Below are 23,576 nucleotides of genomic sequence, written 5' to 3' on the forward strand. Positions count from 1 at the left end.
GACGCGCGCAGACCCCTCCCCCTACCCCCCTCCCGCAAGGGGAGGGGGGACTAGGAAGAAGACGGCGATGGGGGGCTAGCGGATCTTTCGACGTGCGGTGCCTCCCATGACCCACGAACGCATCGCCGTGATCGGGCTCGGCTATGTCGGGCTGCCGGTGGCGCTGGCCTTCGCCCGGCGCTTCCCCGGGACCATCGGCTTCGACATCGACCCGGCCCGGATCGCCGCCCTGCGCGAGGGCCATGACGTCACCGGCGAGGTCGAAACAGCGGATCTGGCCGATGCCGGCCTCACCGTCACCGCCGACCCGGCGGACCTCGCCGGCGCCGGCTTCTTCGTTGCCACCGTGCCGACGCCGATCGATGCCGAGCGCCGGCCGGATTTCGGGCCGCTGCTGCGCGCCTGCGAGACCATCGGCCGGGCGCTGACCCCCGGCGCGGTGGTGGTGTTCGAATCCACCGTCTATCCCGGCGCCACCGAGGAGGTGTGCGGCCCAGCGCTCGCCCGCGCCTCCGGCCTGCGCGCCGGCGTGGATTTCGCGCTCGCCTATTCGCCGGAGCGGATCAACCCCGGCGACCGCGAGCACCGGCTGGAGCGCATCGTCAAGGTCGTGTCCGGCCAGGACGCGGCGACGCTGGAGCGGGTGGCCGCGGCCTATGGCGCCATCATCCCGGCCGGCATTCACCGGGCGCCGTCGATCCGAGTGGCCGAGGCGGCGAAGGTGATCGAGAACACCCAGCGCGACCTCAACATCGCGCTGATGAACGAGCTGGCGATGATCTTCGACCGGCTGGGCCTGCGCACGGCCGAGGTGCTGGAGGCCGCCGGCACCAAATGGAACTTCCTGAAGTTCCGGCCCGGGCTGGTCGGCGGCCACTGCATCGGCGTCGATCCCTACTACCTGACCGCCAAGGCCGAGGCGGTGGGCTACCGGCCGGAGATGATCCTGGCCGGCCGCCGCATCAACGACCAGATGGGTGCGTTCCTGGGGGCCAAGCTGGTCAAGGTGCTGGCGCGCCAGGGCCGCACCATCCTGGGCGCCCGGGTCGGCATCCTGGGCCTGACCTTCAAGGAGAACGTGTCCGACCTGCGCAACAGCCGGGTGCCGGACATCGTGGCCGAGCTGCGCTCCTACGGCATCGAACCGCTGGTGCACGACCCGCTGGCCGATCCGGCGCGGGCGCGACACGAATACGGCATCGACCTGGCCGGCCTCGACGCCTTCCGCGACCTCGACGCGCTGGTGCTGGCGGTGCCGCACCGGGCCTATCTCGACCGGCCGCGCGACGAGTTCTGGGCCTCCCTCAGGGACGGCGGCCTGGTGATGGATGTGAAATCGGCGCTGGATCCGGCGGGCGTGCCGGCCCGCCTGGCCTATTGGAGCCTCTAGCCGGAGCCTGCGACGGTCAAAGGTCCTTCGGCACCAGCGCCTGCACATCGGCGCCGTTGACCAGGACCTTGCCCGACGGATCGATCACGATCTCGTAGTCGCGCGCCGACCTTCCGTCGGGCAGCGTCGTCTGCCGCCCCAGAACCTGCAGCACGCTCAAGCCCGCCGCGGCCTGGCCGGCCTTTGGGTCGGCCTGCAGCGCCTTGACCAGCGCGTCGATGCCGGTCAGGCGCATCTGCAGGTTGCCCGTCTGCCCGCGCACGGCGTCGCGCGCCGACGCGATCGTTCCGCCGAGATCGAGCGCGGCTTCCGGAGCCGCCAGATGGAAGGCGTCGATGCGCACGCGCATCGAGGATTCCGAGACCAGCCGCGACACCGCGGCCGGATCGCGCTTGCCGGGCAGCATCGAATCCCCGACGATCTGCCAGAGCGGCATGTCCTCGATCGTGAGCTGGGCCGTGCTCTCGGACGGAATCCAGGCGGTGTAGGGAGTCGGGGGCTCGAACGCCGTGCCCCCGATGTCCAGCCGCATGGTCAGGCGCGCCCCGCTGCGGTCGAGGTCGCTCATGGCAGCGCCAAGGGCGATGGCGTCGACCTCGAGCGTCCGCGCGGGTGTCCTGGTGACCAGCCCTTCGACCCGGACCTCCTGGCGGGATGCCCGGCCGGAGCTGCCGATCAGCGTATCCTGCAGGGCTTGCACCGCAGGGTCGTCGCCGGCCGACCGGGCGGCGTCGCCGATCAATCCGGCGAGGCGCTTGGCCAGCGCGATCGCGGCGCTGGTCGACGCCGCGATGTCGGCGCTCTCCGCCGCGACGTCGTAGGTGATGCGAGCGGCCGCGATCGTGCCGGTGCCGCTCGGGGAGGGGGACGAGAAGCCCTCCAGCGTATAGCGGCCGGTGACGTCCGACCGTCCGTTCGCCGCCGCCTTGCGGCCGCCGGACAGGATCAGGCGATCGATCTTCGCCGGTTCGCCGGCCCCGCCACCCACCGTCACGCGATCGAGAACGGCCTCGGTCGATACGCTCGCCGGGTCGCGGAGATCGATCGACCCGGTGGAGCGCCCGCGTTCTGCGGTGATCGGCAAGATCGAGCCGTCGACACGTTCCAGGCGGCAGCTCAAGGCGGCGTCGCCGCTCAGGGCAAAGGTGCCGGCCCCGGTCGGCGCCGCGCGCATCCGGTCGGGATCGCAGGCGAGGACGGTGCGGCCGAACAGCTGTTCGAAGCCTCTGGCCAGCACGACCCGGACGCCGGGAGACTGGATCCGATACCCGTCGCCGTCGGGCTCCACCCGCCAGCGACCGACGACCAGGGCCGATGGCAGCTTCTCGACGATGTAGTCGGCCTCCGCCGGGGTAAGGTCCTCGCCGGACGGGACCCACGCCTCCAGCACGGCCTTCAGCTTCGCCGCCTCCTCCGCCGTCGCCTGGGCCCAGGCCGGGCCGGCCGCAAGCATTCCCAGCCCGAAGGCCAGGCACAGACTCCGCCGCATCGTGTTTTGCTCCCCCGTTTCCGCCACTATGGCGGCGGGCCGGGGGCGGGTGAAGCCGGATTCAGCCTCGCACCGCGGCCCGCCAGGCGCCGGGCGGGCCGCCGAAGGCGGCGCGGAAATGCCGGGTCAGGTGGCTCGGATGGGTGAAGCCGCAGGCGGCGGCGATCTCGGCCAGCGGCCGGTCGCTCCCGGCCAGCAGCCGGCGGGCGCGGTCCACCCGCCGGGCCAGCACATAGGCATGCGGCGGCAGCCCGACCGAGGCGCGGAACATCCGGGCGAAGTGGAACTCCGACTGCCCCGCCGCGGCGGCCAGCCGGCCCAGCGTCAGCGGCTCGTCCAGCACCGCCTCGATCAGCTCCAGCACCCGGCGGCGGACATGCGGGGCCAGGCCGCCGTCGAGGGCGGGGGAGGGACGGCGGCGCAGCCTGCGGCCGGCGAGATGGGCCAGGAGCTCGTGCCCGCTCTGGGTCGCCGCCAGCCGGGATGCCGCGTCGCTCCAGTCCAGCCGGATCAGCCCGGCCATGAGCCGGGCCGCGTCCGGGTCGTCGAAGAAGGTATCGTCCGGCAGCGTGGTCTCGCGGATGTCGGCGTCATGCGCGGCGGCGCCGGCCGCGGCCAGGGCGCCGCGGTCGAAATAAAAGTGCAGGAAGCGCATCGGCCGGCTCAGGATCCAGTGCGATTCATGCTCGGCCGGCAGCAGGCAGAACCGGCCGGGGCCGCCGAAGCGTCCGGGAAAGCCGATGCGCCGGGTGCCCTCGCCGCCCTCCAGGTACAGGCTCAGCGTGTGGTGGCCGGGGCTGTGGTACCCGGTGGTGTCGTGCGCGTTCCACCACTCCGCCAGGGTGAAGCCGTCGCCGATCTCGACCGTCCGCTCCAGCACCGCGCGCGACGACGCCAGCGCCGTCGCCACGCCGTAGCGCGCCGCCAGGCGCTGCAGCGGGGTCTCGTCGATCCTCGGTCCGGGCCGGTTCATGGTCTCCGGACTCTAGGCCTGTGCCCCGTCGCCGGCCAGGGGGCGCGCGGAAACTGCGCAAGGACGTGCAATCCCGGCGCCGCCGGCAGGCGCAGGATCACGGCCGAGACTCCGGAACCCGTGTGCCGCCATGACCGCCGCCCTGTACCTGCTCGTCGTCCTGATCTGGGGCACCACCTGGATCGCCATCCACTACCAGATCGGCCCGGTGCCGGTGGAGCTGTCGATCCTGTACCGCTTCGCCCTGGCCGCGGCGGTGATGGCCGCGCTGCTGCTGATCACCCGCCGGCGCGAGACGCTGCGCCCCCGCGACCATCTGGTCTGCCTCGGCCAGGGGCTGGCGCTGTTCAGCGGCAATTTCCTGCTGGTCTACCACGCCTCGGCCTATGTCCCGAGCGGCCTGGTCGCCGTCGCCTTCTCCACCGGCAGCGTCTGGACCGCGCTGTTCAGCCGGATCGCGCTGGGCCAGCCGCTGAAGCCGCGCGTGCTGGCCGGCGGCGCGGTCGGGTTGGCCGGCCTGTGGCTGCTGTTCGGCATCGACCCGGCGCAGCTCGACCTCCCGATGCTCTACGGCCTCGGCCTGGCGCTGGCCGGCACCATGGGCTTCGGCATCGGCAATGTCTTCGCCGTGATGCACCGGCGCCGCGGCCTGACGCCCTGGACCACCACCGCCTGGGGCATGCTCTACGGCACGCTGATCCTGCTGGCCGTGGTGCTGGCCGAGGGCACGCCCTGGCGCTTCGACCCGTCGCCCGCCTATGTCGGGGCGCTGCTGTACCTCGCCATTCCGGGCTCGGTGGTCGCCTTCCTGGCCTATCTGACGCTGGTCGGCCGCATCGGCGCCGACAGGGCGGCCTATTCCAGCGTGCTGTTCCCGCTGGTGGCGCTGAATGTCTCAGCGGTGCTGGAAGGCTATGTCTGGACCGCGACGGCGGTGGCCGGGGTGGCGCTGGTGCTGCTCGGCAACGTCCTGGTCTTCGCCCGGCTGCCGGGGCGCCGCAACGGCGCGGCGCCGGCGAGCGCCTAGAGTCCGCTGGCCGGCCCCTCATCCTCATACTGCGGCAGCGTCTCGTCGATCGCATGCCAGGGGATGCGGGTACCGACCCAGGCGTGCTGGCGCGGCCGCAGCGCCGTCGGGCCGTCCAGCGTCGCCAGGGTGACGCCCATGGTCTTGCCCTCGGGCTCGAAGCCCTCGAAGGCCAGCGGCGAGCCGCAATCCGGGCAGAACCAGCGCCGCCCGACCGGCGAGGAGCGAAAGCCGCGCGGCTTGCCCTTGGTCCAGTGGAAGCCCTCGAACGGCCCGGTCGCCCAGGCCACGGCCGGGGTGCCGGTGCCCTTCTGGCACATCCGGCAATGGCAGTAGTCGACCGAGGCGACCGGCCCGTCGATGCGGTAGCGCACGGCGCCGCACAGGCAGCCGCCCTCGAGCGGGAAGGTGGGCCCGCTCACGGCCGGCCGATCACCATCGGCCGCCGCGACGGGCGGCTGCGGCGCCGGCCGATCGGCAGCGGCGGCAGGATCTCCGCGCGGCACTCCTCCGGCTGCACCGGGGCGCGGCGCGGGGCGGGCGCGAAGACGGTGAGATAGGCGTCGAGCAGATGGTGGAACATGGCGGCCTCCTGGGCTCCCAGAGACTCTGCCGCTTCGCCCGCCCTTGCACAAACGCCGTTCCCTTGCAGCATCTGTAAGCAAAAGTTACAGATGAGCGATGCGCCCGCTGCCGCCGCTCAACGCCGTCCGCGCCTTCGAGGCCGCCGCCCGCCGCGGCAGCTTCACCGCGGCGGCGGCCGAGCTCGGCGTCAGCCATGCCGCGATCAGCCGCCATGTCCGCGGGCTGGAGGCGCGGCTGGGCGTGCCGCTGCTGCTGCGCGAGGGCCGCGGCCTGGCGCCGACCGAGGCCGGGCGGGCCTTCGCCGCCGTGGTCGCCGACGCCTTCGACCGGCTGTCCCAGGGCATGGTGGTGATCGCGGCCGAGGCCGGGCGCGGCCGGCTGCGCCTGTCGGTCGAGCCCGCCTTCGCCGGGCGCTGGCTGGTGCCGCGGCTCGGCGCCTTCCGCAAGCTCCATCCGGGCATCGACATCGAGCTCGATCCGACCCTGCGCCTGGCCGATTTCCGCGCCGACCAGACCGATCTGGCGATCCGCTACGGCCGCGGCGGCTGGCCCGGACTGGCCGTGGAGAAGCTGATGCAGGTGATGGACTACCCGGTCTGCGCCCCGGCTGTGGCGGCGGGGCTGGCGACGCCGGCGGACCTGCGCGGCCAGACCCTGCTGCATGACGAAAGCGCCCAGACCTGGTCGCTGTGGCTGGCCGCGGCGGGGATCACCGGCATCGACGCCAGCCGCGGCCCGCGCTTCCTCGACGTGGCGCTGGCGCTGGACGCGGCGATGGCCGGGGAGGGGGTGGCGATGGGCGACGACGTGCTCTGCGCCCGCGACATCGCCGCCGGCCGGCTGGTGCGGCTGTTCGACGTCTCGGTGCCGCGCAGCTGGTACTGGCTGGCGATGCCGGAGGATCGCCGCCTCTCCCCCGCCGCCGGCGCCTTCCGCGCCTGGCTGCTGGGCGAGCTGCCGCCGGTGGAGGAGGAAGGATGAGAGGGGAGGGTGGAGATCGATCCTTTGCAGCCATTGGTCACGAGCTCGACAAGCTCCCGAGTCCAAAGCGGATCTTGTCGCGAGGGCAGAATTTGTCGCTTGCCCCAGATAAAATTATCGAAGGAGATCCCACGTTAGGGGGTACATTGGATCGGGACGACGCGAGGAGAGGACAACAGTGGCGGATGCCGACACCTCGACTACGATTACAGGGCGATGCTATTGCGGTGCGACTAGGGTTCGGGCGACGCAAGCCCCCCACGTCGTCGCCTATTGCCATTGCACTGATTGTCGGCGGGTGACGGGCGCGCCCGTCGCGGTGTTTGCGGCGTTCGATGAGGCGGTGGTGACTTTCACGCCGGATGAAGGGCGCAGGGTGGCCGCCAATCCTGGGGTGACGCGCACATTTTGCGCGGTCTGCGGGTCTCCGCTCACAGGGCGGTACGACTATTTGCCTGGACAGGTTTACATCGCTGTAGGAATTCTCGACCAGGCCAACGATCTCGCGCCGCAATTTCATGCCCACGAATCGCAACGTCTGGCGTGGCTCCATATCGATGACGAGCTGGAGCGGTTTGCGAAGAGCGCACGATCCCAGCTCACAGATGCGGCCAAGTGACAGGCAAGTGAGTAGGTTGGGTTCGCCTTCGAACCCAACATCCCTCCGCTCCGAGGCATGCATGATCGTTGGGTTCGCGTGCCGCGAACCCAACCTACGAGTTGGATGAGCTCCCGCCGTTCGAGGATGAGGGCCGCGTCACAAAATTCACCAGCCGGCCCGGCACCGCGATCTCCCGCACCACCTCTCGGCCTTCCAGCAGCGCCGCCACCTTCGGATCCGCCCGGGCCGCGGCGATCAGGGCCGGGCCGTCCAGCCCGGCTGGGCCGCGGATGTGGTGCCGCACCTTGCCGTCCAGCTGCACCGCGTAGTCGCGGCTCTCCTCCGCGGTCAGGTCCGGGTCGAAGCCGGGCCAGGGGGCGTGGGCCAGGCTATCCGGATGGCCCAGCTTTTGCCACAGCTCCTCGGCGATGTGCGGGGCGAAGGGGGCCAGCAGCAGCACGAAATCCTGCACCACCGCGCGCGGCCGCGGGTCCGCGGCGGCCAGCGCCTTGGCCAGCTGCATCAGCCGGGCGATCGCGGTGTTGCAGCGCAGCGCCTCGATGTCGGCGGTGACGGCGGCGACCGTGGCGTGGCGCAGCCGCAGCAGCCCGGCCGGCGACTCCACCTCCCGCACCGCCGGCCTCAGCGCGTCGTCCGCGCCGCAGACGATGCGCCAAGCGCGGTCCAGGAAGCGGCGGATGCCGGCCACGCCGTCCGTCTGCCAGGGCTTGGCCGCCTCCAGCGGGCCCAGGAACATCTCGTACAGCCGCAGCGCGTCGGCGCCGTGCTCGGCCACCACCGCATCGGGATTGATCACGTTGAAGCGCGACTTCGACATCTTCTCGGCCTGCCGGATCAGCGGCACGAGCCCAGCATAGTAGCCGCCGTCTCGCTCCTCGACCTGCGACGCCTCGTAATAGCGGCCGGCGGCGTCGCGATGGGACGGCGCCAGGATCATCCCCTGGTTGACCAGCCGCCGGAACGGCTCCGGCGTCGAGACCACGCCGATGTCGAACAGCACCTTGTGCCAGAACCGGGCATACAGCAGGTGCAGCACGCCGTGCTCCGCCCCGCCGACATACAGGTCGACCGGCAGCCAATACCGCTCCGCCTCGCGGCCGACGATCTCGCGGTCGTTGTGCGGGTCCAGGAAGCGCAGATGGTACCAGCAACTGCCGGCCCATTGCGGCATGGTGTCGGTCTCGCGCCGGGCCGGGATGTCCGTGCCGGGCACCGTGGTCTCGACCCAGCCCGTCGCGCGGGCCAGAGGCGGTTCGCCGCCCGGCGCCGGGGCGTAGTCGTCCAGCTCCGGCGGCAGCAGCGGCAGGCTGTCCTCCGGCAGGGGCACCACCGAACCGTCGGCCAGATGCAGCATCGGGATCGGCTCGCCCCAATAGCGCTGGCGCGAGAACAGCCAGTCGCGCAGGCGGTACGTGACCCGGCGCGTGCCGTCCGCCGCCACCGTCTCCGCCCGGCCGATCCAGTGGCGCTGCAGCGCCTTAATGCCCTCCGGCCAGTCCAGCCCGTCCAGGTCGGCCAGCAGCCGGTCGGCATAGGCGGTGATGCGCAGCATCCACTGCCGCATCGGCCGCTGCACCACCGGGTCGCCGGTCTCGATGTAGCGGCCGTCCTTCACCTCCTCGTTCGCCAGCACCGTGTTCTGGGCCGGGCACCAGTTCACGGGGGCCTCGGCCCGATAGGCCAGGCCGCGCTCGACCAGCTGCAGGAAGATCCACTGCGTCCAGCGCAGGAAGCCGGGATCGGTGGTCGCCAGCTCGCGCTCCCAGTCGTAGGAGAAGCCCAGGCGCTTCACCTGGCGGCGGAAGGTCTCAATGTTGCGCTTCGTGGTCACCGCCGGGTGGATGCCGGTGCGCATGGCGTAGCGCTCGGCCGGCAGGCCGTAGGCGTCCCAGCCCATCGGGTGCAGCACGTTGAACCCGGCCATCCGCTTGTACCGGCAGACGATGTCGGTGGCGGTGTAGCCCTCCGGATGGCCGACATGCAGCCCGGCGCCGGAGGGGTAGGGGAACATGTCCAGCGCGTAGAACTTCGGCTTCCCCGGGTCGATCTCCGCCCGGAAGCTGCGGTGCCGGTCCCAATAGGCCTGCCATTTCGGCTCGATCGCCTGCGGATCGTAAGCCATCCGTGCCTCCTTGCCCGCGTGTGGGAGAGAGCTACGGCCGTCGGCGGACCTCCCGCCGGCGGCCGCCGGGAAGTCGAAGATGGAAGGGGATGGTCATGGGACGGGATCGCAGCGCGAGGGGACGAAGACCGGGCGCACGGGCCCGGCCGGCTCAGAAGGCCGGGGCGCTAAGTCGTCCCGAGGCGGCGCGCATGGTCGTCATGACGGCCAGCATGACGGATTCCGGCGGTATCGCCAATCCCTGTTGACCCGGCCCCTGGGACCGCTCCGATAAGAGAGGCGGTCAACCCGTCATGAGGTGAGTCCGTGAACGTCTCCGCCCGCTTCCTGAACGCCTCCGAAGCCGCCAAGCGGCTCGGCGTGTCCGCCAAGGCCCTCCGGCTCTATGAGCAGCGCGGCCTCCTGGTCCCGGTCCGCAGCGCGGCCGGATGGCGGGCCTACGGTCCCGACGAGATGCGCCGCGCCGGCGAGATCGCCGCCCTGCGCGCGCTCGGCTTCAGCCTGGCCCAGGTGGCGCGGGTGCTGAAAGGCGATCCGCAGGGGCTGGAGCCGGCGCTGGCGGCGCATCAGGCGGCGCTCGAAGGCCGGCTGCGCCAGCTCGCCGGCACGATCGAACGGGTGCATGGCCTGCGCGACGGCCTCGCCCGCGGCCGGGCACCGACCGCCGGCGAGCTGGCGCGGCTGCTGGTGCCCGACTCCGGCATCGCCTTCGACCTGCCCTGGCCCTGGGGCGGCGAGCGGTTCGAGCTCGGGCCCGTCCGGCCGCTGACCTACATCATCGGCCCGCTCGGCAGCGGCAAGACCCGGCTGGCGCTGCGCTTGGCCCAGGCGCTGCCCGGCGCCGCCTTCCTCGGCCTCGACCGGGCGGTGCTGGATGGCGCCGCGGCCGGCGCTTGGCTCGACGCCCGGCCGTTGCCGGAGTGGGGCCTGTCGGATGAGGCGGTCGCCGCGATCCGCGCCCGGCTCGACGCCGATTCGGATATCCGCGCCCGGGTCGACCGCGCCCTGGCCTGGCTGGTCGAGGACGGCGCCGCCGTCTCGGACGCGCTGGTCGCCCTGCTGGCCGGGCTGGAGGCCGAGGGGCCGACGGCGCTGGTGGTCGATCTGGTCGAGCAGGGGCTGGACGAGGCGACGCAGGAGGCGCTGATCGCCCATCTGCGCCGCCGCGGACCCGACAGCCGGCCGCTGGTCCTGATGACCCGCTCCTGCGCCATCCTGGACCTGGCGGCGGTCGGCCCGGACGAGGCGATCCTGCTCTGCCCGGCCAATCACAGCCCGCCGGCGTATGTCGCGCCCTGGCCCGGCGCGCCCGGCTACGAGGCCGTCGCCACCTGCCTGGCCACGCCCGAGGCGCGCGAGCGGCTCAGTCGAGGGCCCGGTCCGGCGATGTCCTGATCGGCGACGGCACCGAGGCGACGGTGGCGGCCGGCCCGGCGTTCTGCGCCACCGGCGCCTGCCGCACCGTCTCGCGATGCAGGATGTAGAGGCCGCTGGCGATGACGATGGCGCAGCCGGCCAGCATCGTCGGGTCCGGCACGTCCTGCCACAGCAGGTAGCCGGAGGCGACGCCCCAGATCATCTGGCTGTACTGGAACGGCGCCACCACCGCGGCCGGCGCCTGGCGATAGGCGTTGGTGACGAAGAGGTAGGCGGTGCCGCCCAGCACGCCGCCGATGGCGATCGCCAGCAGCTCGTGCAGGGCCGGCACCACCCCGCCGAAGGCCAGGATCATCAGCCCGGTGACGATCGCCGTCGTCGCATTGGCGTAGAAGCCGAAGGAGATCCGGTTCTCGCTGGCGATGAAGCGGCGCAGCAGCAGGAAGCCCAGCGCGTTGACGACGGCGGAGAACAGCGCGCCCAGCACCGCCGGGTTGGCCATGCCGGCGCCCGGCCGCAGCATCACCATGACGCCGATGAAGCCGATGCCGACCGCGGTCCACCGCCGCCAGCCGACGGATTCGCCGAGGATCGGCACCGACAGGGCGGTGATCAGCAAGGGCGCGCAGAACAGCACGGCGTAGACATCGGCGATCGGCATCTCGGCATAGGCGTGGAAGCAGGTGAACGACCCCGCCAGCCCCATCGCCGACCGGGTGGCGTGCAGCCACAGCCGCCGGGTCCGCAACTGGCCGACGCCGCCGGTCAGCTGGGCATAGGCCAGCATCGGCAGCAGGCCGAAGGCGGCGTTGAAGAAGATCACCTGGTACAGGGGGAAGCCTGCGGAGACCCATTTCACCGCGGTGTCCATGCAGGTGTAGAGGGCGAAGCCGAGACAGGCGAAGCCGATGCCCGCGGCGACGGAGGCGCGGGGCTGGGCGAGCGTGACAGTCATGGTGGCGGCGGCCGGCGTAGAGCGGCCTCGAGGCCGCGATCCTTACCTTACGACCGGCGAATCGGCGGCGCCATTGCGCGCCACGCATCGCCTGCCTTCGATTCGTGCAGGACTGGATGCCTGAATTTCGCCGTTGTTGCTTCGCTGGCGGTTGACCCGGGGAAGGAGGCATCCCCTTTCCTGTCATGCCCGGGGCTTGACCCGGGCATCCAGGGAATGTCGATGCCGCTCTGGGTGGCCCCTGGATTGCCGGGTCAAGCCCGGCAATGACAGAAGGGAAGGGGCCGCAAGCCCCTACCGCCCCGCGAGGCCGAGGGTGGCGCGCGGCACCAGCATGTAGGCCCGGCCCTCGGCGTTCATGGCGCTGGCCATGTCGCCGGCGGCGTGGCCCTCGCCCCAGTACAGGTCGCCGCGGATCGGGCCGCGGATGGCGCCGCCGATGTCCTGGGCCAGCACCAGGCGGCGCAGGGTGCGGTTCGGCACCGTCGGGTCGTCCTCGATGTCCAGCCAGACCGGCGTGCCGAGCGAGATGTAGTCGCGGTCGACCGCCAGGCTGCGCCCCGCCGTCAGCGGCACGTCATGGGCGCCGATCACGTCCTCGGCCGCCTTCTCGCGGAAATAGACGTAGCTCGGGTTCTGGTTCATCAGCCACTGCGCCCGGTCCGGGTTGGCGATCATCCAGTTGCGGATGTAGCCCATCGACATCTCGTCCAGCGTGGCGATGCCGGCATCGACCAGCACCCGGCCGACCGCCCGGTAGCGCTGGCCGTTCTGGCCGTCGAACTTCAGGCCGATGACGCTGCCGTCGTCCAGCCGCACCTTGCCGGAGCCTTGGATCTCCAGGAAGAAGGCGTCGATCGGGTCGTCGACCCAGGCGATCTCGTAGCCGCGGCCGTCCAGCGCGCCGCGGGCGATCTCGGCCCGGCTGCGGCGCCGGTCGCGGTCGCTCGACGGCGTGCGGTACAGCGGCGTCTGGTAGGCGCCGCGGCGCACCCGGCTGCCGTTCAGCTCGGGCGCGAAATAGCCGGTGAAGCGGCCGTACTGGCCGCGGTCGAAGCCGGTCAGGGCGACCGGGGTGAACCAGGTCTCGAAGAACTGCCGGGCCTGGGCCTCGTCGCGGCCGGTCAGGCGGTGGGCGGCGTCGCAGATCGGCGTCCAGTCCTCGACCGGCCCCTCGATGCCGTTGTAGTTCAGCCGCGTCCCCGGCGGCTTGGCGGCGTAGACGCTGCAGGTGTTCCAGACGGCCGGCAGGGCGGCGGCGACGCCGTCCTCCCGCCAGCCCGGCAGGTGCTGGAAATCGGTGGCGACGCCGCCGGTGCCGCCGCCCTCGGGCGGCCGCGTGGGGCCGGCGCAGCCGGCCAGGACCAGCCCGAGCAGTGCAGCCAGGGCCGCGACCCGAGAGACGGAGCGCATCTACGCGGCGCCTCCGTCCGGATCCTCGTCGTCCTCGATGGGGGGCTCGACGCGGTGGCCCTCGTGCCGGCGCGCCTCGCGCCCGGCCGCGTCGGCGTCGCGCCGCTTCTCCGCCCCGGTGCGGCCGAAGCGGGCGCGGTTCTCCTGCGCCTGCGCCTCCTTCCCGGCGCGGGCCTTGGCCTTGCGCGCCTGCCGCAGATTGATGACCTCGCCCATCGTCCGCATCCCTCCGTACCGCCGAGACTAGCCGAAACGGCGGTGCGGGATAAGGCCGCCGTGTCGCGATTCTCCGGTGTTTTGTCTCAATCCCGATTTGTATTGTGAATCCGTCCGATGATTTCCGATCATGCGCCCGAGTCGTGCCGTCAGTCGCAACCCCGGACGACGCCTGCAGCGCCGTGAAGAAATTCGCCTTCGGTCTCCTCATCCTCCTTGTCCTGCTGGTCGCCGCGGTGCTCGTGGTGCCGGGGCAGCTCGACTGGACGCCCTATCGCGGCCGCATCGCGCAGGAGGTCGGCGCCCTGACCGGCCGCGCCGTGGCCATCGACGGGCCGGTCTCGTTCGAGATGCTGCCGATGCCGCGCCTCGTGGCCGGCGACGTCCGCGTCGCCAGCGTGCCGGGCGCGACCGTGCCGGACCTCCTGACCGCGAACGGCGTCGACCTCCGGGTCTCCCTTCTGCCCCTGCTGCTCGGCCGGGTCGAGGTGGTGGGCGTCACCTTCGACCAGCCCAACGTGGCGCTGGAGACGCTGCCCGACGGCCGGCGCTCCTGGGACGGGCTGGGCGGCGACATCGGCCGCCGGCTGTCTTCCGTCCGCGCCGCGATCCGCCAGGGCTCGATCCTCTGGCTCGACCGCCGCAGCGGCCGCCAGGTCGAGGTCGAGACGGCGGATCTCCGGCTGGCCGCGCCCGGTCCGGGCGGGCCGGTCTCGATCAGCGGCGCCGGCGTCGTCGCCGGCGTGCCGATGACGCTCGACCTGGCGCTGCAGCCGCGTTCGCCGCTCGGCGCCCTGCCGCTGACGGCGACGGTCGGGCTCGACGCCACCGACGCGCGGTTCGGCGGCCTGCTGCAGCCCGATGGCGGCCTGCAGGGCGACCTCTCGGTGGTCGGCAAGGACCTCGACGCCAGCCTGGCGCGCATCGGCGTCAAGCTGCCCGCCTCCTCGTCCCGGCCCGGCGTCTTCGCCCTGCGCGCCACGGTGCAGACCAGGGCGGGGGAGGCCGGGGCCGAGCGGATCGAGCTGGCCGACCTCACCGCCGATCTCGGTGACATGCGCGCCGCCGGCGGCGTGGCCGTCACCCTGGCCGCGGTGCCGCGGGTCGAGGCGACGCTCGGCTTCAACCGCCTGGCCCTGGCCGACTGGGCCGGCGACGGCGCCGATCCGGCGGCGCTGGCCGGGCGCCTGGCCGCGGCGCTGTCGCGCAAGGCGGCGCTGCCGGTCGCCGGCACGCTCGACCTGTCGGTCGCGGCGCTGGCGGTGCGCAACGGGCTGCTGCGCGACCTGCGGCTGCAGGCGACGCTGGACCCGGCGCGGATCGGCCTGACCCGCCTGGCCTTCGGCCTGCCCGGCGGTGCCTCGGCCGCGGCCTCCGGCGCCATCCGCCTCGACGGCGACCGGCCGGCGGCGGACCGGCTCTCGGTCCAGCTGGCGGCGGACGACCTGCGCGGCGCGCTCGACTGGGCCGGCATCGATCCCGGCGCGGTCCCGGCCACCGCCCTGCGCCGCGGCCGGATCGCCGGCGTCCTCACCGGCGACATCGCCAATCTCCAGGTCGCCGGCCTCGACGCCGATCTCGACGGCAACCGGCTGACCGGCGCCCTGACCTATGTCGGCGGCGACCGGCCCGGGATCGGCGCCCGGCTGATGCTCAGCCGCCTCGACGTCGACGCCTACCGCCCGGCCGGCGCACCGCCGCTTTCCGACCTGCTGCGATCCGACCCCGCGCTGCGGGACCGCCTCCTGGCGGCGCTGACCGGGGCCGACGTCAATCTCGACGCCACGGTCGACGCCGCCTCGGTCGATGGCGCCGCCTTCACCGGCCTCAGGCTCGAGGCGACGATGGCCCAGGGCGCGCTGACCATCCACAGCGGCCGGGTCGAGGGGCCGGGCGGGGCGGGGCTCAGCCTGAACGGCGCCGTCGGCCGGCTCGCCGGCCTCGGCGACATCGACCTGCAGGCGACGCTCGAGGCCCAGGACCCGCCGGCGCTCCTGCGCGCGCTGCGCCTGCACGGGGCGGTGCCGACGCCGTCCGCGGGCCCGCTCAAGGCCTCGCTGCGGCTGCGCGGCGACCCGGCTTCGCTCTCGGTCGACGGCACGGTCGACGCCCTCGGCGGCACGGTGGCGCTGGGCGGCAGCCTGTCCGACGCGGCGACCGCGCCGCACGCCGCGCTCGGCCTGCGCCTGACCCATCCGGACCTGCCGGGGCTGCTGCAGCGGGTCGGCGAGGGCGGTCTGGCGGCGCCCGATCTCGGCGGCATCGACCTCTATGCCGATGCCGACTGGGCCGGCGGCCGGCTGCGCCTCGACAACCTGCAGGGCACGGTCGGCCCGGTGTCGCTGGGCGGCACGGCCGAGCTCGACGCGGGCGGGGCCCGGCCGCGCCTGGCGGTGTCGCTGCGCACCACGGCGCTGCCGCTCGACCGGCTGCTGACCGGGCCGTCCGGCGACGCCGCCGGCCAGTGGTCGGCGCGGCCCTTCGACCTGGGCGGCCTGGCCCGGATCGACGGCAATCTCGACCTCGACGCGGCGGCGGTCTCGCTCGCCGGCTGGACCCTGGACCAGCCGGAGCTGCACGCCCGGCTCGATCAGGCCGGGCTGACGCTCGACCGGCTCTCGGCCGGCGTGGCCGGCGGCCGGCTCGGCCTGAACGGCCGGATCGACTGGCCGAGGGACAATGCAGGCGGGCCGCGCTGGTCCGGCCATGCCGATCTGGTCGACGCCGACCTCGCCGCCGTGTTGCGGCAGTCGGCCGGCCCGCAGGGCCTGGCCGGCCGGCTCGATCTCGGCCTCGACGCCACCTCGGCCGGCAACAGCGTCGCCGGCCTGGTCTACGGGCTGGACGGCAAGGGGCTGGTGGCGGTGCGCGACGCGACGCTGGCCGGCATCGACCTCGCCGCGGCCGAACGGCTGCTGGCCGATCCGGGGCTGCCGGGCGCCTTCCTCGAAGGGCTGCGCGCCGCCTTCGCCGGCGGCAGCACCAAGGTCCCGGCGATCAACGCCACCTACGCCATCGCCGACGGCACCGCGGCCTCGACCGATCTGCGCCTGGTCACCGACGCGGCGGTGGGCACGGGCGGCTTCACCCTCGACCTGCCGCGCTGGCGGCTCGATCTCGGCCTTGATGTCGTCTTCCGCGCCCATCCCGACGTGCCGGCGGTGGGGCTGCGCTTCGACGGCACCCCCTCGGCCCCGGTGCGGCGGCTGGAGACCAAGGCGCTGGAGGACTGGGCCGCCGCCCGCGCCGCCGTCCGGCCGACCGAACCGGCGCCGGCGGCTCCGGCCGAGCCGCCTCCGGAGACACCGGCGGAGCCGCCCCCGGGACCCTGATCCAAGGCGCGGCGCCGCTCGCTTTCGCCAGCCCTGCATGATCTTGCAGCTAGACGGCGGCCGGGCCGGTCGGCTGAGTGTCCGCGCCGGATGCAATCGGTCGTGGGGGCGGCATGGGCATCTACTCCGTATGGCCGTATGTCGTGCTCATGCTCGCCGTCTTCGCCATGGTGGCGGCGCTGCCGGTCTTTCGGCTTGCCGACGAACCGCCGCCGCGCGGCCGGCGGACGGCGACGCTCGACGGGCTGCGCGGCTTCCTCGCCCTGGGCGTCTTCGCGCACCATCTGGTCATCACCCACCGGTACATCGGGACCGGGACGTGGGGGCTGCCGCCGTTCGGCGTCTACACCCAGCTCGGGCAGGCCGGCGTCGTGGTCTTCTTCATGATCACCGGCTTCCTGTTCTGGGGGAAGCTGCTCGACGACAAGGGGCGCCCGGACTGGACCGGGCTCTATGTCGGCCGCGTGTTCCGGATCGGCCCGATGTACCTCGTGGCGGTCGGGCTGATGCTCGCCATCGTCGCCTGGCGCACCGGCTTCGCGCTCCGGGAGCCGGTCTGGACCGTCGCCGCCGATGCGCTGCACTGGCTGGCGCTCGGCCTCCTGCCGCTCCAGCCCGACGTCAACGGCTATGCCGGGACCGGGCTGATCCTGGCGGGGGTGACCTGGACGATCTTCGTCGAATGGCTGTTCTACGGGGCGCTGTGGCCGCTCGCCCGCCTCGCCCGCGGGGCCCCCTGGGCCCGGCCGTTCCGCTTCGCCGGCGGCGGCCTGCTGCTGTGCCTGCTCGCCCTGGCGGCCGCGGCCTCCTCGACGACGTCGATGTCCGAGCCGACGCCGGCGCTGGCGATCGCCATGCTGGCCACGGTCGTCGCCGCCTTCTTCTCCGGCATGGTCGCGGCCTGCCTGGTCCGGCGCCCCGCCCGGCCGCGGCTTCCGGCACGGGTCGGCTCCGGGATCGCCCTGGCCTGCCTGGGCCTGGTGTTCCTGGCCTTCGACACCATGCTGGGCCCCGTCCAGATCGTCCTGGTCTCGGCCTTCTTCTATCTGGTCTGCGACGGGGCCACCCTGTTCGGCCTGCTGTCGACCCGCCCGGCCCGGCGGATGAGCGCGATGAGCTACAGCCTCTACCTGATGCAGGGGCTGGTGCTGACGCTCGTCTTCGCTGTGCCGCCGGTCCGGGACTTCGCCATGGCCGGCCCGGCCCGGTTCTGGCTGGTCGGCGGCCTGTGCGCCGCGCTGCTCGTGCTGGCCTCGGCGGCGACGTATCGCGTCGTCGAGAAGCCGGGCATCGCACTGGGGCGGCGGCTGCGGTCCCGGCTGGCCGGCCCGCCCCGGTCTGCGGACGGTCTGCGCGGCGCAACCGCTCCGTAGCGGCCTCCGCGGGGCACGGACCGCGACGGATCCCGTCCGGCCTGCGCAGGCTCACCGCCCGATCACGCAGTTGATCCACAGCACCACGGCCTGGGATTCGGCCGAGGGGTTGGCGAAGCGGTGCGGCCGGCGGCTGGCGAAGCGGAAGCCGTCGCCGGCCGCCAGCGTCCAGCTCTCGGCGTCGACCGTCAGCGCCATCTCGCCCTCCAGCACCGTGCCGGCTTCCTCGCCGGCATGGGTGTAGAACTCGTCGCCGGTGCTGGCGCCCGGCTCCATGGTCACCAGGAACAGGCTCAAGCCCCCGTCGCCGGCCGGGCTCAGCAGCTGCTTGGTGATGCCCGACCGCCACAGGTTCAGCCCCGGCCGCTCCGCCCGGCGCATCACCACCGGGTCGGCGCCCTCGGCCGGCGCCGGGCCGAACAGCCCGGCCAAGCCGACGCCCAGCACGTCGCCGATCGTGGTCAGCACCTTCAGCGAGGGCGAGGACAGGCCGCGCTCGACTTGGCTGACGAAGCCGATCGACAGGCCGGATCGGGCCGAGACCGTCTTCAGCGACAGGCCCTGGGCATGGCGCAGCGCCCGGATGCGGGCGCCCACGGTCAGGTCGATGCTCATGCGTGATCCGGTTTCATATAGGTGAAAATAGCTTGCCAAACGCGTCCGATTATGCCGATTTCATAATGGTGAAACCACTCCGGCATGCGGACCCGGTCCGCGCCAGCCGGCAATCCAGGACAGGGGGCAGGGCGATGCGGATCAGGACGCTCATCCAGGCTGCGGCGGCCATGGCGGCGCTGGCGGCGGCGACTCCGGCAATGGCGGAGGTGCTGAAGGTCGGGTCGACCCCGACCGGCGTGCCTTTCACCTTCCTCGACACCAAGACCAACACCATCCAGGGCATCATGGTCGACCTGATCGGCGCGGTCGGCCAGGAGGCCGGCTTCGAGGTGCAGATCGAGCCGATGGCGTTCTCGACCCTGATCGCCTCGCTGACCTCGAACAAGATCGACCTGATCGCGGCCGCGATGTTCATCAGCCCGAAGCGGCAGGAGGTGATCGACTTCTCCGCGCCGATCTACACCTACGGCGAAGGGCTGATCGTCCCCAAGGACGACACCAGGGACCACGCCACGCTGGCCGACCTCAAGGGCCTGACGGTCGGGGCGCAGGTCGGCACCACCTTCGTCGACGCGCTGCAGGCCAGCGGGCTGTTCGCCGAGGTCAAGGCCTACGACACCATCCCCGACATCCTGCGCGACGTGAATGCGGGCCGGATCGCGGCCGGCTTCGCCGACTATCCGATCCTGGCCTACAACCTGAAGGGCGGGGCCATCCCCGGCGTCCGCCTGGTCGAAAGCTACAAGCCGACCTCGATCGGGTCGGTCGGCATCGGGCTGCGCAAGGGCGACCAGGCGCTGCGCGACCGGGTCGACGCGGCGCTGGCCAAGCTCAAGGCCGACGGCAGCATCGACCGCATCCTGGCCAAATGGGGCGTGAAGCCGCAGGGCGCCTCCTGAGCCTCACGATGCAGAGCTTCCTCCGAGACGCGGCCGAGTTCCTGCCGATCCTGCTGCAGGGCGTCGGGCTGACGCTGGTGGTCACCTTCGGCGCGCTGGTGCTGTCGACCGTGCTGGGCCTGGTCTGGGCCGTGTTGCGGGTCTCCGGCATCGGCGTGCTGTCGGGGCTCAGCGCCACCGCGGTCAACGTGATCCGCGGCATCCCGATCATCGTCCAGCTGTTCTACCTGTACTTCGTGATGCCGGATCTCGGCGTGTCGCTGACCGCGCTGCAGGCCGCGATCATCGGCCTCGGCGTCGCCTATTCGGCCTATCAGGCGGAGAATTTCCGCGCCGGCATCCAGGCCATCGACCGCGGCCAGATCGAGGCGGCGCAGTCGATCGGCATGGGCTGGGGGCTGACCATGCGCCGGGTGATCCTGCCCCAGGCGGTGCGCATCGTGCTGCCGCCCTACGGCAACATCATGATCATGCTGCTGAAGGACTCGTCGCAGGCCTCGACCATCACGGTCGCGGAGCTGGCGCTGCAGGGCAAGCTGATCGCCTCGGCCTCGTTCAAGAACACCAGCGTCTTCACCCTGGTGGCGCTGATGTATCTGGCGATGAGCATCCCGCTGATCCTGCTGGTGCGCCACTTCGAGAAGAAGGCGGGCAAGCCGTGATCGAGCTCAAGGGCGTCCGCAAGCGGTTCGGCGCGGTCGAGGTGCTGAAGGGCATCGACGCCAGCGTGGCCAAGGGCGAGGTGGTCTGCATCATCGGCCCCTCCGGCTCCGGCAAGTCGACCATTCTGCGCTGCATCAACGGGCTCGAGACCTACGAGGCCGGCGAGATCCTGGTCGACGGCCGCCGGGTCGACCGCGCCGCCCGGTCGATCGTCGAGATCCGCGGCCGCGTTGCGATGGTGTTCCAGCGCTTCAACCTGTTCCCGCACCGCACGGTGCTGGAGAACGTGATCGAAGGCCCGGTCTTCGTGAAGAAGCAGCCGCGGGCCGAGGCGGCGGAGCGTGGCCGTGCCCTCTTGGCCCGGGTCGGCCTCGCCGACAAGGCCGAGGCCAGGCCGTCCCAGCTCTCCGGCGGGCAGCAGCAGCGCGTCGCCATCGCCCGCGCCCTGGCGATGCAGCCGCAGGCGATCCTGTTCGACGAGCCGACCTCGGCCCTCGACCCCGAGCTGGTCGGCGAGGTGCTGGCGGTGATGCGCGGCCTGGCCGAGGACGGCATGACCATGGTCGTCGTCACCCACGAGATGGGCTTCGCCCGCGAGGTCGCCGACCGGGTGCTGTTCATCGACGGCGGCGTGATCGTCGAGCAGGGGCCGGCCAAGTCGGTGCTGACCCAGCCCAGCCATCCGCGCACCCAGGACTTCCTCCGCCGGGTGCTCCATCCGCTCTGACATCGAGGCGAGACGTGGCCGACTATTTTCCGCTCGAACCCTCGCTCTGGGCCGCCACCGCGGCGCCCGCGCCCGAGACGCCGCCGCTCGCCGGCTCGACCACCGCGGATGTGGCGATCATCGGCGGCGGCTATGCCGGGCTGTCGGCGGCGCTGCACCTGGCCGAGCGCGGCGTGCGTCCGGTGCTGCTGGAGGCGCGGCAGATCGGCTTCGGCGGCTCCGGCCGCAACGGCGGCCAGGTCATCCCCGGGTTGAAGCACGACCCGGACGCGCTGGTCGCCATGTTCGGGGCGGAGCGGGGCGGCCGGCTGGCCGAGTTCGGCGGCGGCACCGCCGACCTGGTGTTCGACCTGATCGCGCGCCACGGCATGCCCGTGCCGCATCGGCGGGCCGGCTGGATCCAGGGCGCGCATTCGCCGGAAGGCCTGGCCGAGGCCGAGGCGCGGGCGGCGCAATGGGCCGGGCGCGGCGCGCCGGTGCGGCCGCTGGACAAGGCCGCGATCGGGCAGGCGTTGGGCACCGACCGCTATCTCGGCGGCTGGCTGGACGAGCGCGGCGGCGGCATCCAGCCGCTCGACTACGCCCGCGGCCTTGCCCGGGCGGCGCTCAAGGCCGGGGCCACGATCCACACCGGCACGCCGGTCACGTCGCTCGACCGGGCAGAGGGGCGCTGGCGCCTCGGCACCGGCGGCGCCACGGTCACGGCGGACCGCGTCCTGCTCTGCACCAACGGCTACACCAAGGGACTGTGGCCGCGGCTGGAGCAGACGATCATCGCCGCCAACTCCTTCCAGGTGGCGACCCGACCGCTGACCGACCGCGAGCGCGAGACGGTGCTGCTCGGCGGGCAGGTCAGCTCCGACACCCGCAAGCTGCTTCTCTACTTCCGGCTGGACCACCAGGGCCGCCTCTTGATGGGCGGCCGCGGCCCGTTCCGCGAGCCGAAGGGCGCGTCCGACTGGGCGCATCTCGAGCGGGTGGTCGGCAAGCTGTTCCCACAGCTTTCCGGCATCGCCGTCGAGCATCGCTGGTGCGGCCGGGTGGCGGTGACGCGGGACTACCTGCCGCATCTGCACGAGCTGGCGCCGGGCCTGCTGGTCGACATCGGCTGCCAGGGCCGCGGCGTCGGGCTGCAGACGGCGATGGGCCGGGCGATGGCGGACTACGTCGCCACCGGCGATGCCGATGCGCTGCCGCTGCCGCCGGTGCCGATCCGGCCCCTGCCGCTGCACGCCCTGCACCGGCTCTACGTCTCCGCCGTCATCACCTGGTACCGGATGAACGACGGCGGGCTCTAGCCCGCGAAGTGGCTGCCCGGCAGGCCGCGGCCGGCGTCCTTGATCTCGAACAGCCCGCCGGACAGCGGGTGCTGGCGCAGCGCCGCCTCCGACATTCCGGCCCGGGCGGTGGTGACGTAGAGCGTGGTCAGGCCGGGGTCGCCGAAGGCGCAGCTGGTGACATGCGGCGCCGGGATCGCGACGGCGCGGTCCAGCGTGCCGTCGGGGCGGAAGCGGCTGACCCGCGACCCGCCCCAATGCGCCACCCAGAGGTGTCCCTCGCGGTCGATGGTCATGCCGTCCGGCACGCCGTCGTCCTCGGCGAACAGCACGAAGGGCCGGCGGTTGGAGACGTCGCCCGAAGCCAGGTCGAGGTCGTAGGCATGGATCACCCGCCGGTCCGAATCCGCCTCGTACAGGATGCGCCCGTCGGGCGAGAAGGCCGGGCCGTTGGTGACGATGTAGCCGTCATCCATGCGGTGCCAGCGATGGTCGGGGTCGAGGCGATAGAAGGCGCCGGTCGGCTCGGTGCAGCCGAACTCCACGGTCCCGGCCCACAGCCGGCCCATCGGGTCGACCTTGCCGTCGTTGAAGCGGTTGCCGGGGCGGTCGGGCTCGGGGTTGCCGATCGGCGTGACCCGGCCTTCGGGCAGGTCGACCAGGTGGAAGCCGCTGCGCAGCCCGGCCACCAGCCCGCCGCGGCGGCGCGGCGCGATGAAGCCGATCGGCTCCGGCATCGGCCATTCCGCCTGCGCCCCGGTCGTCGGGTCCCAGCGCAGGATCCGCGGCTGCAGGATGTCGACCCAATAGAGCGCCTGCTCCTCCGCCAGCCACAGCGCCCCTTCGCCCAGCGTCGCCCCGGCCGCCCAGATGCAGACCGCGTCCTGACCCATCGCCGTCCCTTCCCGCTCTCGCTCCGGGCCGAATCGCCCGACGGCGATTGTGGTCAGAAATGCCCCGGGGTCCAGTCCGGCGTCTCGGCCCCGGCGGCCTTGCGCAGCGCCTCCAGCAGCGCCGGCGAGGGCCGGCTGGTGACCCGCAGCTTCTGCTGCCGCTGGAAGGCGGCGATGGCGTTCCGGGTCTTGCCGCCCAGCTGACCGTCCGCCGGGCCTGCGTCGTAGTTCATCATCGTCAGCAGCTGCTGGATCTCCCGCAGCTGCGCGTCGCCGGCCGGCTGGCCCGCCGCGGCGGCCGGCGGCGCGGGAACTGCGGGGGCGGCGGGAACCGTGGCGACCTGCTGCGGCGCCGCCGGCCGGGCCGCAGCCGGCGGCGGCGACCCCGGTGCTCGTCCCTCCGGCACGGCGGACCGCTCGATTGCGGTCGCCTCGGGCGCCGCGGCGCTCTGCCCGGGCCGGGCCGAGACGGGTGGCCGGGAAGCCGGGGCGCGGCCTTCCGGTACGGCGGATCGCTCCGCCGTCGCCGGCGGCTCCGGCGCGGTCTGTGCCGACCGGGCAGCGGGCGACGGGGAACCGGGGGCCCGGCCCTCCGGTGCGGCCGGGGGCTCCGCGGCGGCTGGCTCGGCCGCGGCGGTCCGCGC

22 protein-coding genes are annotated in these 23,576 nt (G+C 72.9%); 11 read left to right on the forward strand and 11 right to left on the reverse strand.

Annotation, left to right across the window (positions count from 1 at the left end; translation table 11 throughout):
- The first annotated feature begins 106 nt into the window (after positions 1 to 106).
- A complete protein-coding gene (locus tag ACFW16_RS33490) occupies positions 107 to 1,390 on the forward strand; it encodes a nucleotide sugar dehydrogenase (protein WP_380313417.1) in 1,284 nt (427 codons plus the stop codon).
- Between the two features lie 16 nt (positions 1,391 to 1,406).
- On the opposite strand, the gene ACFW16_RS33495 is transcribed toward ACFW16_RS33490, so the two are convergent.
- Both ACFW16_RS33495 and ACFW16_RS33500 read right to left on the reverse strand, forming a co-directional pair.
- On the reverse strand, positions 1,407 to 2,879 hold the full coding sequence (locus tag ACFW16_RS33495) for a hypothetical protein (RefSeq protein ID WP_380313418.1): 1,473 nt from the start codon (positions 2,877 to 2,879) through the stop codon (positions 1,407 to 1,409).
- 61 nt (positions 2,880 to 2,940) lie between these two features.
- Positions 2,941 to 3,852: a helix-turn-helix domain-containing protein gene (locus ACFW16_RS33500; RefSeq protein ID WP_380313419.1), complete on the reverse strand. Its 912-nt coding sequence runs from the start codon at positions 3,850 to 3,852 to the stop codon at positions 2,941 to 2,943.
- Between the two features lie 130 nt (positions 3,853 to 3,982).
- Between ACFW16_RS33500 and ACFW16_RS33505 the strand changes: the two genes are divergently transcribed.
- The gene (locus ACFW16_RS33505; RefSeq protein ID WP_380313420.1) at positions 3,983 to 4,879 is read left to right on the forward strand and encodes a DMT family transporter; all 897 of its coding nucleotides are present in this window, start codon (positions 3,983 to 3,985) and stop codon (positions 4,877 to 4,879) included.
- Here the strand turns inward: ACFW16_RS33505 and ACFW16_RS33510 are convergent.
- Both ACFW16_RS33510 and ACFW16_RS33515 read right to left on the reverse strand, forming a co-directional pair.
- On the reverse strand, positions 4,876 to 5,301 hold the full coding sequence (locus ACFW16_RS33510; RefSeq protein ID WP_380313421.1) for a GFA family protein: 426 nt from the start codon (positions 5,299 to 5,301) through the stop codon (positions 4,876 to 4,878). The genes ACFW16_RS33505 and ACFW16_RS33510 overlap by 4 nt on opposite strands.
- Positions 5,298 to 5,462 carry a hypothetical protein gene (locus ACFW16_RS33515; protein ID WP_380313423.1) on the reverse strand — a complete coding sequence of 55 codons (165 nt, stop codon included), beginning with the start codon at positions 5,460 to 5,462 and terminating at the stop codon, positions 5,298 to 5,300. The genes ACFW16_RS33510 and ACFW16_RS33515 overlap by 4 nt, the downstream gene beginning before the upstream one ends.
- Positions 5,463 to 5,560: 98 nt before the next feature.
- Between ACFW16_RS33515 and gcvA the strand changes: the two genes are divergently transcribed.
- Both gcvA and ACFW16_RS33525 read left to right on the forward strand, forming a co-directional pair.
- Positions 5,561 to 6,445 (forward strand): transcriptional regulator GcvA, encoded by an 885-nt coding sequence (gcvA, locus tag ACFW16_RS33520; protein ID WP_380313424.1) that lies wholly within the window; start codon positions 5,561 to 5,563, stop codon positions 6,443 to 6,445.
- Positions 6,446 to 6,623: 178 nt separating this feature from the next.
- Positions 6,624 to 7,064, forward strand: coding sequence for a GFA family protein (locus ACFW16_RS33525; RefSeq protein WP_380313425.1), 441 nt, complete (start codon positions 6,624 to 6,626; stop codon positions 7,062 to 7,064).
- 94 nt (positions 7,065 to 7,158) lie between these two features.
- On the opposite strand, the gene ACFW16_RS33530 is transcribed toward ACFW16_RS33525, so the two are convergent.
- Entirely contained in the window at positions 7,159 to 9,189 is a 2,031-nt protein-coding gene (locus tag ACFW16_RS33530; RefSeq protein ID WP_380313426.1) for a class I tRNA ligase family protein, read from the reverse strand.
- Between the two features lie 306 nt (positions 9,190 to 9,495).
- Here ACFW16_RS33530 and ACFW16_RS33535 point away from each other — a divergent pair, with 306 nt between their 5' ends.
- On the forward strand, positions 9,496 to 10,584 hold the full coding sequence (locus ACFW16_RS33535) for a MerR family transcriptional regulator (RefSeq protein WP_380313427.1): 1,089 nt from the start codon (positions 9,496 to 9,498) through the stop codon (positions 10,582 to 10,584).
- Here ACFW16_RS33535 and ACFW16_RS33540 read toward each other — a convergent pair.
- The 3 genes from ACFW16_RS33540 to ACFW16_RS33550 all read right to left on the reverse strand — a co-directional run bounded on the left by ACFW16_RS33540 (position 10,553) and on the right by ACFW16_RS33550 (position 13,150).
- Positions 10,553 to 11,521, reverse strand: a complete 969-nt coding sequence (locus ACFW16_RS33540) for a DMT family transporter (RefSeq protein WP_380313429.1) — start codon at positions 11,519 to 11,521, stop codon at positions 10,553 to 10,555. The two genes, ACFW16_RS33535 and ACFW16_RS33540, sit on opposite strands and share 32 nt — an antisense overlap.
- Before the next feature lie 294 nt (positions 11,522 to 11,815).
- Positions 11,816 to 12,934, reverse strand: coding sequence for a murein transglycosylase A (locus ACFW16_RS33545; RefSeq protein ID WP_380313430.1), 1,119 nt, complete (start codon positions 12,932 to 12,934; stop codon positions 11,816 to 11,818).
- Positions 12,935 to 13,150, reverse strand: coding sequence for a DUF4169 family protein (locus tag ACFW16_RS33550; RefSeq protein ID WP_380313431.1), 216 nt, complete (start codon positions 13,148 to 13,150; stop codon positions 12,935 to 12,937). It lies immediately after the preceding gene.
- A 143-nt stretch (positions 13,151 to 13,293) separates the two neighbouring features.
- On the opposite strand from ACFW16_RS33550, the gene ACFW16_RS33555 reads away from it, so the two are divergent.
- Positions 13,294 to 16,482: an AsmA family protein gene (locus ACFW16_RS33555; RefSeq protein WP_380313432.1), complete on the forward strand. Its 3,189-nt coding sequence runs from the start codon at positions 13,294 to 13,296 to the stop codon at positions 16,480 to 16,482.
- 113 nt (positions 16,483 to 16,595) lie between these two features.
- Positions 16,596 to 17,855, forward strand: coding sequence for an acyltransferase family protein (locus tag ACFW16_RS33560; RefSeq protein ID WP_380313433.1), 1,260 nt, complete (start codon positions 16,596 to 16,598; stop codon positions 17,853 to 17,855).
- 51 nt (positions 17,856 to 17,906) lie between these two features.
- On the opposite strand, the gene ACFW16_RS33565 is transcribed toward ACFW16_RS33560, so the two are convergent.
- Complete coding sequence (locus tag ACFW16_RS33565; RefSeq protein ID WP_380313435.1) at positions 17,907 to 18,470, reverse strand: cupin domain-containing protein; 564 nt, start codon at positions 18,468 to 18,470, stop codon at positions 17,907 to 17,909.
- A gap of 134 nt (positions 18,471 to 18,604) precedes the next feature.
- Here ACFW16_RS33565 and ACFW16_RS33570 point away from each other — a divergent pair, with 134 nt between their 5' ends.
- The 4 genes from ACFW16_RS33570 to ACFW16_RS33585 are packed head-to-tail and all read left to right on the forward strand — an operon-like array spanning position 18,605 to position 22,060.
- The gene (locus ACFW16_RS33570; protein WP_380313436.1) at positions 18,605 to 19,372 is read left to right on the forward strand and encodes an ABC transporter substrate-binding protein; all 768 of its coding nucleotides are present in this window, start codon (positions 18,605 to 18,607) and stop codon (positions 19,370 to 19,372) included.
- 8 nt (positions 19,373 to 19,380) lie between these two features.
- On the forward strand, positions 19,381 to 20,034 hold the full coding sequence (locus tag ACFW16_RS33575; RefSeq protein WP_380313437.1) for an amino acid ABC transporter permease: 654 nt from the start codon (positions 19,381 to 19,383) through the stop codon (positions 20,032 to 20,034).
- Positions 20,031 to 20,762: an amino acid ABC transporter ATP-binding protein gene (locus ACFW16_RS33580; protein WP_380313439.1), complete on the forward strand. Its 732-nt coding sequence runs from the start codon at positions 20,031 to 20,033 to the stop codon at positions 20,760 to 20,762. Before ACFW16_RS33575 ends, ACFW16_RS33580 begins: the two co-directional genes overlap by 4 nt.
- A gap of 14 nt (positions 20,763 to 20,776) precedes the next feature.
- Positions 20,777 to 22,060: an NAD(P)/FAD-dependent oxidoreductase gene (locus tag ACFW16_RS33585; RefSeq protein ID WP_380313440.1), complete on the forward strand. Its 1,284-nt coding sequence runs from the start codon at positions 20,777 to 20,779 to the stop codon at positions 22,058 to 22,060.
- On the opposite strand, the gene ACFW16_RS33590 is transcribed toward ACFW16_RS33585, so the two are convergent.
- Both ACFW16_RS33590 and ACFW16_RS33595 read right to left on the reverse strand, forming a co-directional pair.
- Positions 22,057 to 22,932 (reverse strand): SMP-30/gluconolactonase/LRE family protein, encoded by an 876-nt coding sequence (locus ACFW16_RS33590; protein ID WP_380313441.1) that lies wholly within the window; start codon positions 22,930 to 22,932, stop codon positions 22,057 to 22,059. The two genes, ACFW16_RS33585 and ACFW16_RS33590, sit on opposite strands and share 4 nt — an antisense overlap.
- Positions 22,933 to 22,985: 53 nt before the next feature.
- On the reverse strand, positions 22,986 to 23,576 hold a 591-nt coding region (locus tag ACFW16_RS33595), incomplete at its 5' end, for a peptidoglycan-binding protein (RefSeq protein ID WP_380313442.1).

The sequence above is a fragment of the Inquilinus sp. NPDC058860 genome (assembly GCF_042743185.1).
Classification (GTDB): Bacteria; Pseudomonadota; Alphaproteobacteria; order DSM-16000; family Inquilinaceae; genus Inquilinus.